Below are 15,164 nucleotides of genomic sequence, written 5' to 3' on the forward strand. Positions count from 1 at the left end.
GGGACGGGGCGGCGGCCGCCGGGGCGGCGCCGGAGGGCGCAGGCGGGCCGGTGCGGCCGCGCCGCGCAGGCGCAGGCGTGTGCTGCGCTGGTCGGCGACGGTGCTTGCGGTGGTGATACTCGGGACCGCGGGAGCCGGTTACCTCTACTACCGGCACCTGAACGGCAACATCAAGAAGGAGAAGCTCAACCTCGGCGACACGAAGATCGCCGAGCCCACTCCCAACGCGGCGGGCCAGACCCCGCTGAACATCCTGCTCATCGGCTCCGACGCGCGGGACACCAAGGAGAACCAGAAGCTCGGCGGCGCCCGGGAGACCTTCGGCGCCACCCCGCTCGCCGACGTCCAGATGCTGCTGCACCTGTCCGCCGACCGCAGCAACATGTCGGTGGTGAGCATGCCCCGCGACACGCTGCTCGACATCCCCAAGTGCACGGACCCCGACGACGGCAAGGTCTACGCGGCGAGCAGCCGGGCGATGACCAACGAGTCGCTCGGCCGCGGCGGACCCGGCTGCACGGTCGCCACCTGGCAGGAGCTGACCGGCATCCACATCGACCACTTCATGATGGTCGACTTCGCCGGTGTGGTCTCGATGGCCGACGCCATCGGCGGCGTACCGGTCTGCGTCACCGACAACATCGAGTCCCGGGACAGCCTGGGCCACGGCTCCGGCCTGAAGCTGGAGAAGGGCACCACGTACATCCAGGGCAAGCAGGCCCTGCAGTGGCTGCGCACCCGGTACGGCTTCGAGGACGGCAGCGACATCGCCCGCGCCAAGGCGCAGCACATGTACATGAACTCGATGGTCCGCGAGCTGCGCGAGAACGCCACGATCACCAACCCGAACAAGCTGCGCCGGCTCGCCGAGGAGGCCACGACGGCCCTCACCGTCGACCCCGGCCTCGGTGACGTGGCGGCGCTCTACGACCTCAGCAAGGAACTGCGCAAGGTCGAGCCGGCCCGGATCACGATGACGACGATGCCGTTCACCTACGTCGGCGCGCGCGTGGTGCCCAAGGAGGGCGACGCGGAGAAGCTGTTCCGGCTGGTGCGCGAGGACATCGCCCTCGACGGCAAGGACGCCAAGAAGGCCACCTCCGAGGGCCCGACCTCCGACGACCCCGCGGCGGCGGACGACGAGATCGGCGTGCTGGTGCAGAACGGCACCCTGACGACCGCCCTCGGCGCCGCCCCCGGCCGGGCCCACACCGTCTCCCAGCTCCTCGTCCGCGAGGGCTTCACCAAGGCGTCGGCGGACTCGACCACCGCCACCACCGAGGACAAGACGGTCGTGCGCTATCCGAGCGCCGAACTGGAGGGCGACGCCCAGGTGGTCGCCAAGGCGCTCGGCATCCCGCTGAGCCAGGTGGAGAAGTCGACGAACGTCAGCGGCGTCACGCTCGTCGTCGGCGCCGACTGGCGCGAGGGCGACGCGTACAAGGCCGAGAAGGAGGACGACAAGACCCCCAAGTCGGCGGACGCGCTGAACGGCGCCGACAAGGACGCCTGCATGAAGGTCGACCCGAACTTCACCTGGTAGTCCGGCAAAACGTGTGTGGGGCCCCTCCCGAAGCTCGGGAGGGGCCCCACACGTATGCGTCGGTCCGGTTCAGCTCTCGGTGAGCACGGCCGGGCGGCGGGACGCGATGACCTTCTTCGCCAGCGACTTCGGGCTGGTCAGGAAGCCGAAGCCCCACGACATGTGCATCGTGGCGAGGGCGAGGGGGATCTGCAGCCGCGCCTTCAGCGGCAGGCCCCTGCCCGCCGGGACCGAGCCCGCGACGATCGCCGCGAGATAGCCACCGGGGACGACGAACCCGATCGGCGTGAGCAACCCGCCCACCAGCAGACCGGCGGCTATCGCGCACACGGCGGTCGGCGGGGCGAGGTAGCGCAGGTTGATGGAGCCCTGGTGGTAGCGGGCGACGACATGGCGCCAGCGCCCGTAGTCCTTGTACTGCTTGGCCAGCGCCTTCACGCTGGGCCGGGGCCGGTAGGACACCTTCAGCTCCGGCGAGAACCAGATGAGGCCGCCGGCCTCCCTGATCCGGAAGTTCAGCTCCCAGTCCTGGGCGCGGATGAACTCCACGTTGTAGCCGTCCTGCCGCTCCAGCGCCTCGCGCCGGAAGACGCCCAGGTAGACCGTCTCGGCCGGACCGGCCTGCCCGCCCGTGTGGAAGGCGGCGTTGCCCACGCCGATCTTCGAGGTCATGGCGGCGGCGACGGCGCGCTCCCAGTCGTTCTCGCCCTCGGCGTGCATGATGCCGCCGACGTTCTGCGCGCCGGTCTCCTCCAGGAGCCGCACGGCGGTGGCGATGTAGTTGGGCGAGAGCATGCCGTGGCCGTCGACGCGGACCACGATCGGATGGCGGGAGGCCTTGATCGCGGCGTTCAGCGCGGCGGGCGTACGACCGGTGGGGTTCGGCACGGTGTGCACACGCGCGTCTTCGGCCACGAGCTGGGCCGCGATCTCGTCCGTACGGTCCGTGGACGGACCGAGGGCGATCACGACCTCCATCTCGCCGGCGTACTCCTGCGCGAGGATCGCTTGGACGGCCCCGCGCAGATGCCGCTCCTCGTTGAGGACGGGCATGATCACAGACACGGCGGGGAGCCGCACGTCGGGCTTGGCGTTCATAGGGGGCTCACGTTACCGCGAACGGGGGACAGCGACGCGCGCCGCCCGGTCGCCGGTACGGGCCGCGCGGCCACTGCGCCTACGGTGCTCAGCGTTCCCCCGTCTCCCCGACCGTGTCACGCGGAGGTGTCCCCCATGCCCGCACGGCCGCAGCAGCCCAGGCCCCCGGTACGCCCGAGGAAACGGGGCTGGGCCCTGCGGGTGGCGACCACGCTGTCGGTGGTGGTGCTGGCCGCCGCGGGGATCGGGCACGCGGTGGTCACCAGCCTCGACGACAAGATCGCCCGCGTCGACCCCTTCAAGGACATGAAGAACCGCCCCGAGGCGGGCCACGGCATGAACGTCCTGCTGGTCGGCACCGACGGCCGCGACCGCATCAGCGAGGAGGAGCGGCGCGCCTACCGGCTCGGCGGCGCCCCCTGCCACTGCACGGACACCATGATGATCGTCCACATCTCGGCGGACCGGGAGCGGGCCAGCGTCGTGAGTCTGCCGCGCGACTCCTACGCCGAGGTGCCCGCGCACACCGACCGCGCCACCGGGAAGAACCGCCCCGCCCACCCGATCAAGCTGAACGCCGCGTACGCGGAGGGCGGACCCCCGCTCACCGTCCGCACGGTCGAGCACATGACCAAGGTGAAGATCGACCACTACGTCGAGGTCGACTTCACCAGCTTCATGCGGACCGTGGACGTCCTCGGCGGCGTCAGGATCTGCACCGCCCAACCGCTGAAGGACTCCTACACCGGCCTCGACCTGGCGGCGGGCTCCCACGACCTCGACGGCGGACAGGCCCTGCAGTACGTCCGCTCCCGCCACGCCGACGGCTCCTCCGACCTCGGCCGCATGAAGCGCCAGCAACGCTTCATGGCCGCCCTCATGGCCCAGGCGACGTCCTCCGGGGTGCTCCTCAACCCGATCAGGTTCCGCGACGTCACCCGGGCCGTGCTCGGCTCGGTGCGCGCCGACAAGGAGTTCGGCACCGGGGAGCTGATCGACCTCGGCCGCGCCATGCGCAACCTCACACCCGCGTCGTCCGAGTTCACCACCGTCCCCATCGGCCGCATGGGCCAGGTCGTCGAGGGACTCGGCTCGACCCTCCAGTGGGACGCCGCGAAATCGCGCCGCCTCTTCAAGGCCCTCCGCGACGACCGCTCCCTCGCCCCCTACCGGAACCGCGGGAAGCGCGCCCTGGTCGAGGTGGCCCCGCAGCAGATCCGCGTCCAGGTCGAGAACGGCACGACCGTCGCCGGCCTCGGCCGCCAGGTCGACCGCCAGCTGGCCGCCACCGGCTTCCGCACCACCCGCACCCCCGTGAACGCCGGGCGCACCGACGTCCGCCGGACGGTCGTCGTGCACGACCCGCGCTGGGACCGCTCGGCCCGGTCCCTGGCGACCGCCCTGCCGGGCGCGGAGCTGCGGGAGGCCCCGGGGCAGGGCCCCGTCCTGCGGGTGATCGCCGGGACGGACTTCAAGAAGGTCCGCAAGGTGCGGGCCGAGGACCCCGACCAGGGCGAGTTCGGCGTGGTCACGGGCGACGAGGTGACCTGCCCCTGAGGGGCACGGGTGGTGTTCGACGCCCGGGGCCGGCTCAGTCGCCCAGGCCGTCCGCGATCCTCTTCTCCCGCAGCTCCAGGATCGCCTTGCGGCGGGCCAGCCGGTGCGTCCGGCGGATCTGCGCCTCCTGGTAGCGCCGCCGGTCCCGCTCGGTCTCCGGCAGCACCGGCGGCACCTGGCGCGGCTTGCCGTCGGCGTCGACCGCCGCGAACACCAGATACGCCGACCCCACCTGCTGCGGCGGTGTCGACTCGTTCCACCGCTCCGCGAGCACCCGGACGCCGATCTCCATGGACGTCCGCCCCGTCCAGTTCACCTGGGCCTTCACATGGACCAGGTCGCCCACCCGGACCGGCTCCAGGAAGGCCATCTCGTCCATGGAGGCGGTGACGGCCGGCCCACCGGAATGGCGCCCGGCCACCGCGCCCGCCGCGTCGTCGACGAGCTTCATGATCACACCGCCGTGCACCGTCCCCAGCAGGTTGGTGTCGTTGTGGGTCATGATGTGGCTCAGGGTGGTCCGGGACGCCGAGGTCGGCTTGCCGGGTATATCGGATTCCGCTGCGGGGGCCTGCTCTGTCATGGCGTCCACCTTATGCGTGACCTCGTAAGGTCCGCTTTGCATCAGCTTGGCAACAGCCGCGCTGCGAAATTCCGGCGACCCTTGTACGGCCCACAGGGGAGCCCTGCACACTGGGGCGCATGAACGATTGGCCCGAGGGATGGTCCGACAGCAACCGCGGCGGCGGGTACGGACAGGGAAGCGCCGGCGCACACCCCGACGGGGCGCGCGTGATGCGCCAGGTCCGCCGCGGCCCGTCGGCGCCCCCTCAGGGCGGTGTGCCGCAGCAGCCGGCGTACGGCGACACATATGACAACTACGGCGGCGGCCCCGAGCAGTACGACAGCGGCTACAACACCGGCCAGGTGTACGGCGGCGGCGGTCCGGGCGGCCCCGGCGGCCACGACGGCCAGGGTGAGCGTCCCGCGCCGAACTGGCGGCGCCGGATCAAGTGGACGGCGATCACCGTCACCGTCGTCCTGCTGGGCACGACGATCGGCACCTACTTCTGGGCCGACTCCAAGCTGAACCGCGAGGTCGACCTGTCGAAGGTCATCGAGCGGCCGGAGGAGGGCGAGGGCACCAACTACCTGATCGTCGGCTCCGACAGCCGCGAGGGCCTGTCCGACGCGCAGAAGAAGGAACTGCACACCGGGTCCGCGGACGGCAAGCGCACCGACTCGATGATGATCCTGCACACGGGGTCCAACGGTCCGACGCTGATCTCGCTGCCCCGCGACTCGAACGTGGAGATCCCCAGCTTCGTGGGCTCCGAGTCCGGCAAGACGTACAAGGGCACCGGCCGCCAGGTGAAGCTGAACGCCGCGTACGCCGAGGACGGGCCGGAGCTGCTGGTCCGGACCGTCGAGGCCAACACGGGTCTGCGCATCGACCACTACGTGGAGATCGGCTTCGCCGGCTTCGCGAACATCGTCGACGCGGTTGGCGGTGTGGAGATCGACATCCCCAAGGGCGGCCTGAAGGACACCAAGTCGGGTGCCAACTTCGAGGCGGGCAAGCAGACGCTGAACGGCGAGCAGTCCCTGGCCTTCGTCCGCACCCGCTACGCCCTCGCGCGCAGCGACCTCGACCGCACGAAGAACCAGCAGAAGTTCCTCGCGGCCCTCGCCAGCCAGACGGCGACGCCGAGCACGGTCCTGAACCCCTTCAAGCTGTACCCGACGATGAGCGCCGGTCTCGACACGCTGATCGTCGACAAGGACATGAGCCTGTTCGACCTGGCCGACATGTTCTGGGCGATGAAGGGCGTCACGGGCGGCGACGGCAAGTCCATGAACATGCCGATCTCGGGCAACGCCGGCAACGGCAACCTCCAGTGGGACACCGCGAAGGTGAAGAAGCTGGTGGAGGAGCTGAAGAACGACGAGACGGTGACCGTGTCGGGCAACTGACCGCGCCGACGCACGACAGCGCACGACACGACAGCACCGCACAACACAGCCGAGGGGCATCCCGTACGGGGTGCCCCTCGGTCGTGCGGGTACGGTCGCGCGGGTGGGACCGGCCTCGTCTCAGGCCGTCGCGCCCGACATCGTCCGGCACATCTCGGAGCAGCGGCGACACGCCTCGGCGCAGCGCATCATCTGGGGATCGTCCGGCATGGACATACACGCCTCGGCGCACATGTCACAGGCGCGGGCGCACATCGCGCACATCTCGGCGCTCATCGGGGAGCGGCGCATCATCATGTCCGCGCACATACGGGTCATCTCGGCGCAGTCCATCAGCGCGCGCATGATCTGCATCTGGGCCTGACCGCCGGCCTGCATGCAGGAGCTCATGGTCTCCTCGCACACCGTGTGGCACGTCATGCACGCGTTGACGCAGTCCTGCATCTCCTTGCTCATCGCGGTCATGCTTCCGGTCTCCTGCATGGCTCCTCCAGGGGTGGGAGCGGGGGTCCGGGGCGGACCCCGTGCACTTCCGTCCTACGCCCCCCTGCCGCCACCCGCCATTGGGCGGACGCAAACATTCCGCACCATTCACCCCACAAGTCAACGGCCCCCGGCAGGGTGCCGGGGGCCGTTCGCAGGTTGCGCCGAAGGAGTTACGGCAGGTTGCGGGCCATGACGATCCGCTGGACCTGGTTCGTGCCTTCGTATATCTGCGTGATCTTGGCGTCGCGCATCATGCGTTCCACCGGGTAGTCGCGGGTGTAGCCGTAACCGCCGAGGAGCTGGACGGCGTCGGTGGTGACCTCCATGGCGACGTCGGAGGCGAAGCACTTGGCGGCGGCGCCCTGGAAGGTGAGGTCGCTGTCGCCGCGCTCGGAGGCGGCGGCGGCCTGGTAGGTCAAGGCACGGGCGGCGGCGATCTTCATGGCCATGTCGGCGAGCATGAACTGGATGCCCTGGAAGTCCGCGATGGGCTTGCCGAACTGCTTGCGCTCCTGGACGTAGCCCTTGGCGTAGTCGAGGGCGCCCTGGGCGACACCGAGGGCCTGGGCGGCGATGGTGATGCGGGTGTGGTCCAGGGTCTTCATCGCCGTGGCGAAGCCGGTGCCCTCCTCGCCGATCATGCGGTCGGCGGGGATGCGGACGTTGTCGAGGTAGACCTCGCGGGTCGGGGAGCCCTTGATGCCGAGCTTCTTCTCCGGGGCACCGAAGGAGACGCCCTCGTCGGACTTCTCGACGACGAACGCGGAGATGCCCTTGGAGCGCTTGGAGGGGTCGGTGACGGCCATCACCGTGTAGTACTCGGACTCGCCGGCGTTGGTGATCCAGCGCTTCACGCCGTTGAGGATCCAGTGGTCGCCGTCGCGGACCGCCTTGGTCTTCATGCCGGCCGCGTCGGAGCCCGCGTCGGGCTCGGAGAGGCAGTACGAGAACATGCCCTCGCCCTTGGCGAGCGGGCCCATGTACTTCTTCTTCAGCTCCTCGGAGCCGGAGAGGATCACCGGGAGCGAGCCCAGCTTGTTGACGGCCGGGATGAGGGAGGAGGAGACGCAGACGCGGGCCACCTCCTCGATCACGATGACCGTGGCGAGCGCGTCGGCGCCCGCGCCGCCGTACTCCTCCGGCACGTGCACGGCGTGCAGGTCGTTCGCGACGAGCGCCTCGAGCGCCTCGCGGGGGAAGCGGGCCTCCTCGTCGACCGCGGCGGCGTGGGGCGCGATCTTCGCCTCGGCGAGGGAACGGATCACGTCGCGGAGCATGTCGTGCTCCTCGGACGGGCGGTACAGGTCGAAATCAGCCGATCCGGCCAAGGTCTCTCACGCTCCCGATGCTAACTACCGTTAAGTAACTCAAATTTTAAAGGGCCTGCCCACGCGAGAGATACGTGAGCTTGGCGACAGGTCCCGGACCGGTCGCGACATCAGGGGGAATCTGCCCGGTGAGGGGCCCGGACACGCCCCGACTATGCTCAGGCAGCGCACCCGCCGCGCACGTCGCGGCGCACCCACGGCCGTACGTCCCAGGAGCATCCATGGCCCTCAAGATCACCGTGATCGGCACCGGCTATCTCGGCGCCACCCACGCCGCGGCCATGGCCGAGCTGGGATTCGAGGTGCTCGGGCTCGACGTCGTCGAAGAGAAGATCGACATGCTGCGCCGGGGCGAGGTCCCGATGTACGAGCCGGGCCTGGAGGAGCTGCTGCGCAGGCACGTCGCCGGGATCGAGGGCTCCACCGGGCGGCTGCGCTTCACGACCGACTACGCCGAGGTCGCGGCCTTCGGCGACGTCCACTTCGTGTGTGTGAACACCCCGCAGCGGCACGGCGAGTACGCCTGCGACATGTCGTACGTCGACGCCGCGTTCGCCTCGCTCGCCCCGCATCTGACGGGTCCGGCCCTGGTCGTGGGCAAGTCGACCGTGCCGGTGGGCTCCGCCGACCGGCTGGCCGCGTATCTCGCCGAGCACGCCCCGGTGGGGGCGGACGCCGAGCTGGCCTGGAACCCGGAGTTCCTGCGCGAGGGCTTCGCCGTGAACGACACGCTGCACCCGGACCGGATCGTGGTCGGCGTCCGCAGCGAGAAGGCCGAGAAGCTGTTGCGCGAGGTGTACGCGACGCCGGTCGAGGAGGGATCCCCGTTCGTCGTCACCGACTTCCCGACGGCCGAGCTGGTGAAGACCTCCGCGAACTCCTTCCTCGCCACCAAGATCTCCTTCATCAACGCCATGGCCGAGGTGTGCGAGGCCGCCGGGGGCGATGTCGCGAAGCTGGCGGAGGCCATCGGGCACGACGACCGGATCGGGCGGAAGTTCCTGCGGGCGGGTATCGGGTTCGGCGGCGGGTGCCTGCCGAAGGACATCCGGGCGTTCATGGCCCGCGCCGGTGAACTGGGCGCCGACCAGGCGCTGACGTTCCTGCGGGAGATCGACTCCATCAACATGCGGCAGCGCGGCCAGATGGTCGAGCTGGCCCGGCAGGCGCTGGGCGGCGGCCCCTTCCTGGGCAGGCGGGTCGCGGTGCTGGGCGCGACCTTCAAGCCGGACTCCGACGACGTACGGGACTCCCCCGCGCTCAACGTGGCCGGTCAGATCCACCTCCAGGGCGGACAGGTCACGGTCTACGACCCGAAGGGCATGGACAACGCGCGCCGGCTGTTCCCGACGCTCGGGTACGCCGACTCGGCGCTTCAGGCCGTGCGGGGCGCCGACATCGTGCTGCACCTGACGGAGTGGCGCGAGTTCCGGGAGCTGGACCCGCAGGCGCTGGGCGAGGTCGCGTCCCGGCGGCTGGTGCTGGACGGCCGCAACGCCCTGGACCCGGAGCTGTGGCGCCGGGCCGGCTGGACGTACCGCGCGATGGGCCGGCCGACGGCCTGACCCGGGGGGCCGCGGCCCCTTTCGGGGCCGCGAGGGGGCCGGAGTTCGACTGGGCCGGTAGCGGGCGACGCCGTTCCGGCCGAGGCTCAGTCGGCCGGAACGGCGTCTGTGCTCATTCTCCACCGTCCCGGTCCCCCGTGGGTGCGAAGCGCTTACTTCGCCGGTGACTCATGGGGTGATGTACGGCTCATCCGGCTCACTTGGCGCGGTAGCGGCGCATCTTCGCGCGGGCTCCGCACACTTGCATCGAGCACCAGCGGCCACGCCCGGCGGGGCTGCGGTCGTAGTACGCCCAGTGGCAGTCGGCGGCCTCGCACGCCTTGAGGCGCTGCCAGGTGCCCGCCGTGAGGGCCTCGGCGACGGCCGCGGCCACACGGGCGAGGAGGGGCGCGGGGTCGGCGGCGGGGCGCAGGCTCGCCGAGCCGTCGTCGGCGCGGACGTCGACGACGAGCGGCGCCGCCGCCAGCAGGTCGCCGAGCGGGGTCACCGCGCGGTGCGGCGGGTGTCCCGCGTGCGCGAGGCAGACGGCGCGGAGCGACTCGCGCAGTTCCCGTACGTCCACGAGGTCCTCGGCCGCCGTCAGGGCGAGGCGGGCCCGGCCCTCCGGGGTGTCGAGGGCGTCGGCGCCCGACTCCAGGTCCAGCGTGTTCACCAGGCTCTCGATGAGGGCCAGGCCGCCGGGCGCGGGCACTCTCTCACTCATGGTGCGACCTCATGCTTGCGACGTTACCGCCAATGAGGAAGCATGCAGTAACCGTTACTGGTTACCCGCCTCTACAGGTAACCGGATCGCAGAGCGAAGGAGAGCAGTCATGGCCATCGCCAAGCTGGATGTCGTCGTCGTGGACTGTCCCGACCCGGCCGCGCTCGCCGGGTTCTACGCCGAGCTGGTCGGCGGGGAGGTCTCGGGCGAGGGCGACTGGGTGGATCTGAGGGTGCCGGACGCGGGTGTCCGGCTGGCGTTCCAGCAGGCGCCGGACTTCGTGCCGCCCCAGTGGCCGTCGCCGTCGCGTTCGCAGCAGTTCCATCTCGATGTGAACGTGGAGGACATGGACGCGGCGGAGAAGGAGGTGCTGGCGCTCGGGGCGAAGCCGCTGGACACGGCGGACCGTGAGCGCGGCTTCCGGGTGTACGCCGACCCGGCGGGGCATCCGTTCTGCCTGTGCCGGGCCTGAGGCGGGGTTCTGATACGGCCGTGAAGTCGGGCCGGTGCGTCGAGACGGTGAACAAGGCCGGGTGGGTCGGGCCGGCCTGCCCGGCTTCGTGGTCGGCCGGTGAGGGCCCGGGGGCTGTCGCCCGGTCGGGCCCTCACCTCCGGTGTCAGCCGTCCAGGTCGGCGATCCGCGCCGTCGACGCCTCGCGGCGGTCCCGGGCCGCCCGCGCCGTGAAGTCGGCGCCGCGCAGGACGCGTTGGACGTTGCCCCAGGTGAGCAGGGCGAGGTCGTCGTGGGACCAGCCGCGGTGGAGGAGCTCGGCGACGAGGTGCGGGTAGCAGGAGGCGTCGGTGAGGTCCTCGGGGTGGGCGGCGCCGGAGTCGTAGGTGCCGGAGAGGCCGACGCTCTCGGGTCCGGCGATGGAGCGGACGTGGTCGAGGTGGTCGGCGACGTCGCGCACGGAGGGGCCGGTCTGCTCGGCGGTGAGCGGCACCATGCACAGGCCGTGGGCCTCGCCGAGCGCGGCCAGCAGGTCGTCGGTGAGGTTCGCGGGGTGGGGGCGCAGGGCGTGGGCCGCCGAGCGGGTGCACAGGACCGGGGCACGGGAGACCGCGAGGGTCCGGCGGATCGTCTGCTCACAGGCGCCGGAGAGGTCGGCGAGGACGCCCACGCGGTTCATCTCGCGGACCACCTCCTCGCCGAACCGGCTGAGCCCGGCCTCGCTCGCCCAGGAGACGCCGGCGAGGGTGAGGGCCTTCAGTCCGAGCGCGTGCAGGGCCCGCAGGATGGCGAGGGAGTCGCCGAGGGCGGGGGCGCCGGCGGGGCCGAGCAGGATGGCGACGCGGCCGCAGTTGTGGGCGTCGGTGACCTCGCCCGCGGTGCGGACCAGTCGCAGGCCCTCGGGGTGGGCGTGGACGGCCTTGTGGACCAGGTCCAGTTGCTCCAGGGTGGCGCCGACGGCCCGGTCGCCGGTCAGCGGCTCGGACAGGTGCAGCGACCAGAACAGGGCGCCGATGTGCCCCTCGCGCATCCGGGGCACATCCGTGTCCACGCCGCTCCCGCCGAGTTCCAGGTCGTACCAGGGCAGGTGGCGCAGCACCCACGGCAGCCCGCTGTAGCCGTCGGCCACGGGGTGGTCGGCGAGGAAGGCGTGCGCCTCCTCCAGCCCGTCCGACTGCTCGGCGCCCTCCGGGACCTTCGCGCCGTCGGCGGTGCCGGGCTCGGCCGTGCCGTCCGGCGGGGCTATCGGCTCGGCCGCCCCGAACCGACGGCTCGGCTTCGGCTTCCGCTTCGCGGGGGCGTCGAGCCGCCCCGCCTCCGCTGTCGCTTGCAGTTCGTCCTGCAGGTCTGCCATGGCGGACCTCCGTACCCGGTCGGTGAACGCAGTCACCGTCACCGTGCCACGGGGGCCGCCCGGATTCCTGGTGGGTGCGGCGTTCGGGGGTACGGCCGCCCCGTCCCCGCCGGACGGGGGCCGTACCGCCGGCCGGGTGTCACCCGTCCAGCTGCTCCAGGGTCGCGTTCGACGGGCCCGTACGGGACTTCAGGTCGCGGGCGACGTCCTCGGCGGCGCCCAGCACACGGACCGCGTTCCGCCAGGTGAGCTTGGCGAGGTCGGCCCGGGACCAGCCGCGGTCGAGGAGCTCGGCGATCAGGTTGGGGTAGCCGGAGACGTCGTTCAGGCCGTCCGGGGTGAAGGCGGTGCCGTCGTAGTCGCCGCCGATGCCGAGGTGGTCGACGCCGGCGACCTCGCGCATGTGGTCGAGGTGGTCCGCGACCGTGGCGACCGTGGCGACGGGGCGCGGGTTGCGCTCCTCGAACTCCCGGTGGACCCGCATGGCCTCGGGGGTGGTGTCCAGGTGGTGGAGGCCGTGGGCGCGCATGTTCTCGTCGGCGGCGGCGGTCCAGTCGACGGCGGCCTGGAGGACGAACTTCGGCACGAAGGTCACCATCGCCACTCCCCCGTTGGCGGGGAGGCGTTCGAGGACGTCGTCCGGGATGTTGCGGGGGTGGTCGCAGACGGCCCGCGACGAGGAGTGGGAGAAGATCACCGGTGCGGCCGAGGCGTCCAGCGCGTCGCGCATGGTGGTCGCGGCCACGTGGGACAGGTCGACGAGCATGCCCTCGCGGTTCATCTCCCGGACGACGGCGCGGCCGAAGGCGGACAGGCCGCCGACCGCCGGTTCGTCGGTCGCGGAGTCCGCCCAGGCGATGTTGTCGTTGTGGGTGAGCGTCATGTAGCGGACGCCGAGCGCGTACAACGCGCGTAGCGTCGCGAGGGAGTTGTCGATGGAGTGACCGCCCTCGGCGCCCATCAGGGAGGCGATACGGCCCTCGGTACGGGCCGCCTCCATGTCGGCGGCGGTCAGCGCGGACCGCAGCCGCGCCGGGTAACGGTCGATCAACTGCCGTACGCAGTCGATCTGTTCGAGGGTGGCGGGGACGGCGCCCGGCAGGAACGCGGAGTCCGAGGGCACGTACACCGACCAGAACTGGGCGCCGACGCCGCCGGCGTGCAGCCGGGCGAGGTCGGTGTGCAGATGGGCGCTCTGGTCGGTGGCGATGTCGCGGGCTCCCAGGTCGTAGCGGACCTGTTGGCGCAGCGCCCACGGCAGGTCGTTGTGCCCGTCGGCGACCGGGAACTCGCGCAGCAGCTCCCGGGCCTCCTCCAGCGAAGTCGTCCCCGTCATCCCGGTCACTTCCTCTTCCCCCGTCGTCCCCGTCACTTGCCGTGCTCCCCCGTCCTCCCGGTCGCCCGGGTCGTCGGCTCTCGCGGTCAGTCGTGTGTCACTTGCCGAAGCCGAAGCCGCCCGCCGACCCCTCGACCTTGGTGCGCAGGCGCTTGCCCTTCTCGGTGGCCTGGTCGTTCAGCTCCTGCTGGAACTCCCGCATCCGGCCGAGGAGTTCCTCGTCCTGGGTGGCGAGGATGCGGGCGGCGAGCAGTCCGGCGTTGCGCGCGCCGGCCACGGACACGGTCGCGACGGGCACCCCGGCCGGCATCTGCACGATCGACAGCAGCGAGTCCATGCCGTCGAGGTACTTCAGCGGTACGGGCACGCCGATGACCGGCAGCGGGGTCACGGAGGCGAGCATGCCGGGCAGATGGGCGGCGCCGCCCGCCCCGGCGATGATCACCTTGATGCCCCGGTCCGCGGCCTCCTCGCCGTAGGCGACCATCTCGCGCGGCATGCGGTGCGCGGAGACGACGTCGACCTCGTAGTCGATCTCGAACTCGTCGAGGGCCTGCGCGGCGGCCTCCATGACGGGCCAGTCGGAGTCCGACCCCATGACAATGCCTACGACCGGGCTCATTCGGTGATCGTGCCTCTCAGGTATCCGGCGGCGTGACGGGCGCGCTCCAGCACGTCGTCGAGGTCGTCGCCGTAGGTGTTCACGTGACCGACCTTGCGGCCGGGCTTCACGTCCTTGCCGTACATATGGATCTTGAGCTGGGGGTCGCGGGCCATGCAGTGCAGATACGCCGAGTACATGTCCGGGTAGTCGCCGCCGAGGACGTTGACCATGACGGTCCACCGCGCACGGGGGCGCGGGTCGCCGAGCGGGAGGTCGAGGACGGCCCGGACGTGGTTGGCGAACTGCGAGGTGACCGCGCCGTCCTGGCTCCAGTGGCCGGAGTTGTGGGGGCGCATCGCCAGCTCGTTCACCAGGATGCGGCCGTCGCGGGTCTGGAACAGCTCGACGGCGAGGTGGCCGACGACGTCCAGTTCCTTGGCGATGCGCAGGGCCATCTCCTCCGCCTGGAGGGCGAGGGCCGGGTCGAGGTCGGGCGCCGGGGCGATCACGGTGTCGCACACCCCGTCGACCTGCCGGGACTCGACGACCGGGTAGGCGACGGCCTGGCCGTGCGGCGACCGTACGACGTTGGCGGCGAGTTCCCGGACGAAGTCGACCTTCTCCTCGGCGAGGACCGGGACCCCGGCGCGGAACGGCTCGGCGGCGTCCTCGAGGGAGCGGACCACCCACACGCCCTTGCCGTCGTAGCCGCCGCGGACGGTCTTGAGGATGACCGGAAATCCCTCGCCCTCCGCCGCGAAGGTCGCCACGTCCGCCGGGTCGGCGACGATGCGGTGCCTCGGGCAGGGCACGCCGATCGCGTCGAGCCTCGCCCGCATCACGCCCTTGTCCTGGGCGTGCACGAGGGCGTCCGGGCCCGGGCGTACGGGGATGCCGTCCGCCTCCAGCGCCCGGAGGTGCTCGGTGGGTACGTGTTCGTGATCGAAGGTGATCACGTCGCAGCCCTGCGCGAACGCACGCAGCGTCTCCAGATCGCGGTAGTCGCCGACGACGACATCACCGACGACCTGGGCCGCGGAGTCCTGAGGGGTGTCACTGAGGAGCTTGAACCTGATGCCGAGCGGGATGCCAGCCTCGTGCGTCATACGAGCGAGCTGACCGCCGCCGACCATGCCGACTACCGGGAACGTCACACCCCCAGAGT

14 protein-coding genes are annotated in these 15,164 nt (G+C 71.3%); 5 read left to right on the forward strand and 9 right to left on the reverse strand.

Going from position 1 to position 15,164, the window contains the following annotated elements:
• The coding region (locus tag AOK23_RS06650; RefSeq protein WP_055711831.1) for an LCP family protein at positions 1-1,543 on the forward strand (1,543 nt) is incomplete at its 5' end.
• Positions 1,544-1,612: 69 nt separating this feature from the next.
• Here the strand turns inward: AOK23_RS06650 and AOK23_RS06655 are convergent.
• Positions 1,613-2,641, reverse strand: a complete 1,029-nt coding sequence (locus AOK23_RS06655) for a glycosyltransferase family 2 protein (RefSeq protein WP_055711813.1) — start codon at positions 2,639-2,641, stop codon at positions 1,613-1,615.
• A gap of 135 nt (positions 2,642-2,776) precedes the next feature.
• Here AOK23_RS06655 and AOK23_RS06660 point away from each other — a divergent pair, with 135 nt between their 5' ends.
• On the forward strand, positions 2,777-4,198 hold the full coding sequence (locus tag AOK23_RS06660) for an LCP family protein (protein ID WP_206336135.1): 1,422 nt from the start codon (positions 2,777-2,779) through the stop codon (positions 4,196-4,198).
• A 34-nt stretch (positions 4,199-4,232) separates the two neighbouring features.
• Here AOK23_RS06660 and AOK23_RS06665 read toward each other — a convergent pair whose 3' ends face one another.
• Positions 4,233-4,781, reverse strand: coding sequence for an acyl-CoA thioesterase (locus AOK23_RS06665; RefSeq protein ID WP_055711814.1), 549 nt, complete (start codon positions 4,779-4,781; stop codon positions 4,233-4,235).
• A gap of 119 nt (positions 4,782-4,900) precedes the next feature.
• On the opposite strand from AOK23_RS06665, the gene AOK23_RS06670 reads away from it, so the two are divergent.
• Positions 4,901-6,172: an LCP family protein gene (locus AOK23_RS06670; protein WP_055711815.1), complete on the forward strand. Its 1,272-nt coding sequence runs from the start codon at positions 4,901-4,903 to the stop codon at positions 6,170-6,172.
• 120 nt (positions 6,173-6,292) lie between these two features.
• Here the strand turns inward: AOK23_RS06670 and AOK23_RS06675 are convergent, their stop codons facing one another.
• Positions 6,293-6,655: a four-helix bundle copper-binding protein gene (locus AOK23_RS06675; RefSeq protein WP_055711816.1), complete on the reverse strand. Its 363-nt coding sequence runs from the start codon at positions 6,653-6,655 to the stop codon at positions 6,293-6,295.
• Between the two features lie 173 nt (positions 6,656-6,828).
• Entirely contained in the window at positions 6,829-7,986 is a 1,158-nt protein-coding gene (locus tag AOK23_RS06680) for an acyl-CoA dehydrogenase (RefSeq protein WP_055516948.1), read from the reverse strand.
• Positions 7,987-8,207: 221 nt separating this feature from the next.
• Between AOK23_RS06680 and AOK23_RS06685 the strand changes: the two genes are divergently transcribed.
• On the forward strand, positions 8,208-9,551 hold the full coding sequence (locus AOK23_RS06685) for a UDP-glucose dehydrogenase family protein (protein ID WP_055711817.1): 1,344 nt from the start codon (positions 8,208-8,210) through the stop codon (positions 9,549-9,551).
• Between the two features lie 196 nt (positions 9,552-9,747).
• On the opposite strand, the gene AOK23_RS06690 is transcribed toward AOK23_RS06685, so the two are convergent.
• Positions 9,748-10,254, reverse strand: coding sequence for a CGNR zinc finger domain-containing protein (locus AOK23_RS06690; RefSeq protein WP_055711818.1), 507 nt, complete (start codon positions 10,252-10,254; stop codon positions 9,748-9,750).
• A 109-nt stretch (positions 10,255-10,363) separates the two neighbouring features.
• Between AOK23_RS06690 and AOK23_RS06695 the strand changes: the two genes are divergently transcribed.
• Positions 10,364-10,726, forward strand: coding sequence for a VOC family protein (locus AOK23_RS06695; RefSeq protein WP_055711819.1), 363 nt, complete (start codon positions 10,364-10,366; stop codon positions 10,724-10,726).
• Between the two features lie 145 nt (positions 10,727-10,871).
• On the opposite strand, the gene AOK23_RS06700 is transcribed toward AOK23_RS06695, so the two are convergent.
• The 4 genes from AOK23_RS06700 to AOK23_RS06715 form a co-directional block, all read right to left on the reverse strand.
• The gene (locus AOK23_RS06700) at positions 10,872-12,059 is read right to left on the reverse strand and encodes a dipeptidase (protein ID WP_055711820.1); all 1,188 of its coding nucleotides are present in this window, start codon (positions 12,057-12,059) and stop codon (positions 10,872-10,874) included.
• Between the two features lie 139 nt (positions 12,060-12,198).
• Positions 12,199-13,395: a dipeptidase gene (locus AOK23_RS06705; protein ID WP_055711821.1), complete on the reverse strand. Its 1,197-nt coding sequence runs from the start codon at positions 13,393-13,395 to the stop codon at positions 12,199-12,201.
• A gap of 97 nt (positions 13,396-13,492) precedes the next feature.
• Positions 13,493-14,017, reverse strand: coding sequence for a 5-(carboxyamino)imidazole ribonucleotide mutase (purE, locus tag AOK23_RS06710; protein ID WP_079049340.1), 525 nt, complete (start codon positions 14,015-14,017; stop codon positions 13,493-13,495).
• Positions 14,014-15,153, reverse strand: coding sequence for a 5-(carboxyamino)imidazole ribonucleotide synthase (locus AOK23_RS06715; RefSeq protein WP_055711823.1), 1,140 nt, complete (start codon positions 15,151-15,153; stop codon positions 14,014-14,016). Before AOK23_RS06715 ends, purE begins: the two co-directional genes overlap by 4 nt.
• Positions 15,154-15,164: the final 11 nt, after the last annotated feature.

Source organism: Streptomyces torulosus (assembly GCF_001419765.1).
Classification (GTDB): domain Bacteria; phylum Actinomycetota; class Actinomycetes; order Streptomycetales; family Streptomycetaceae; genus Streptomyces; species Streptomyces torulosus.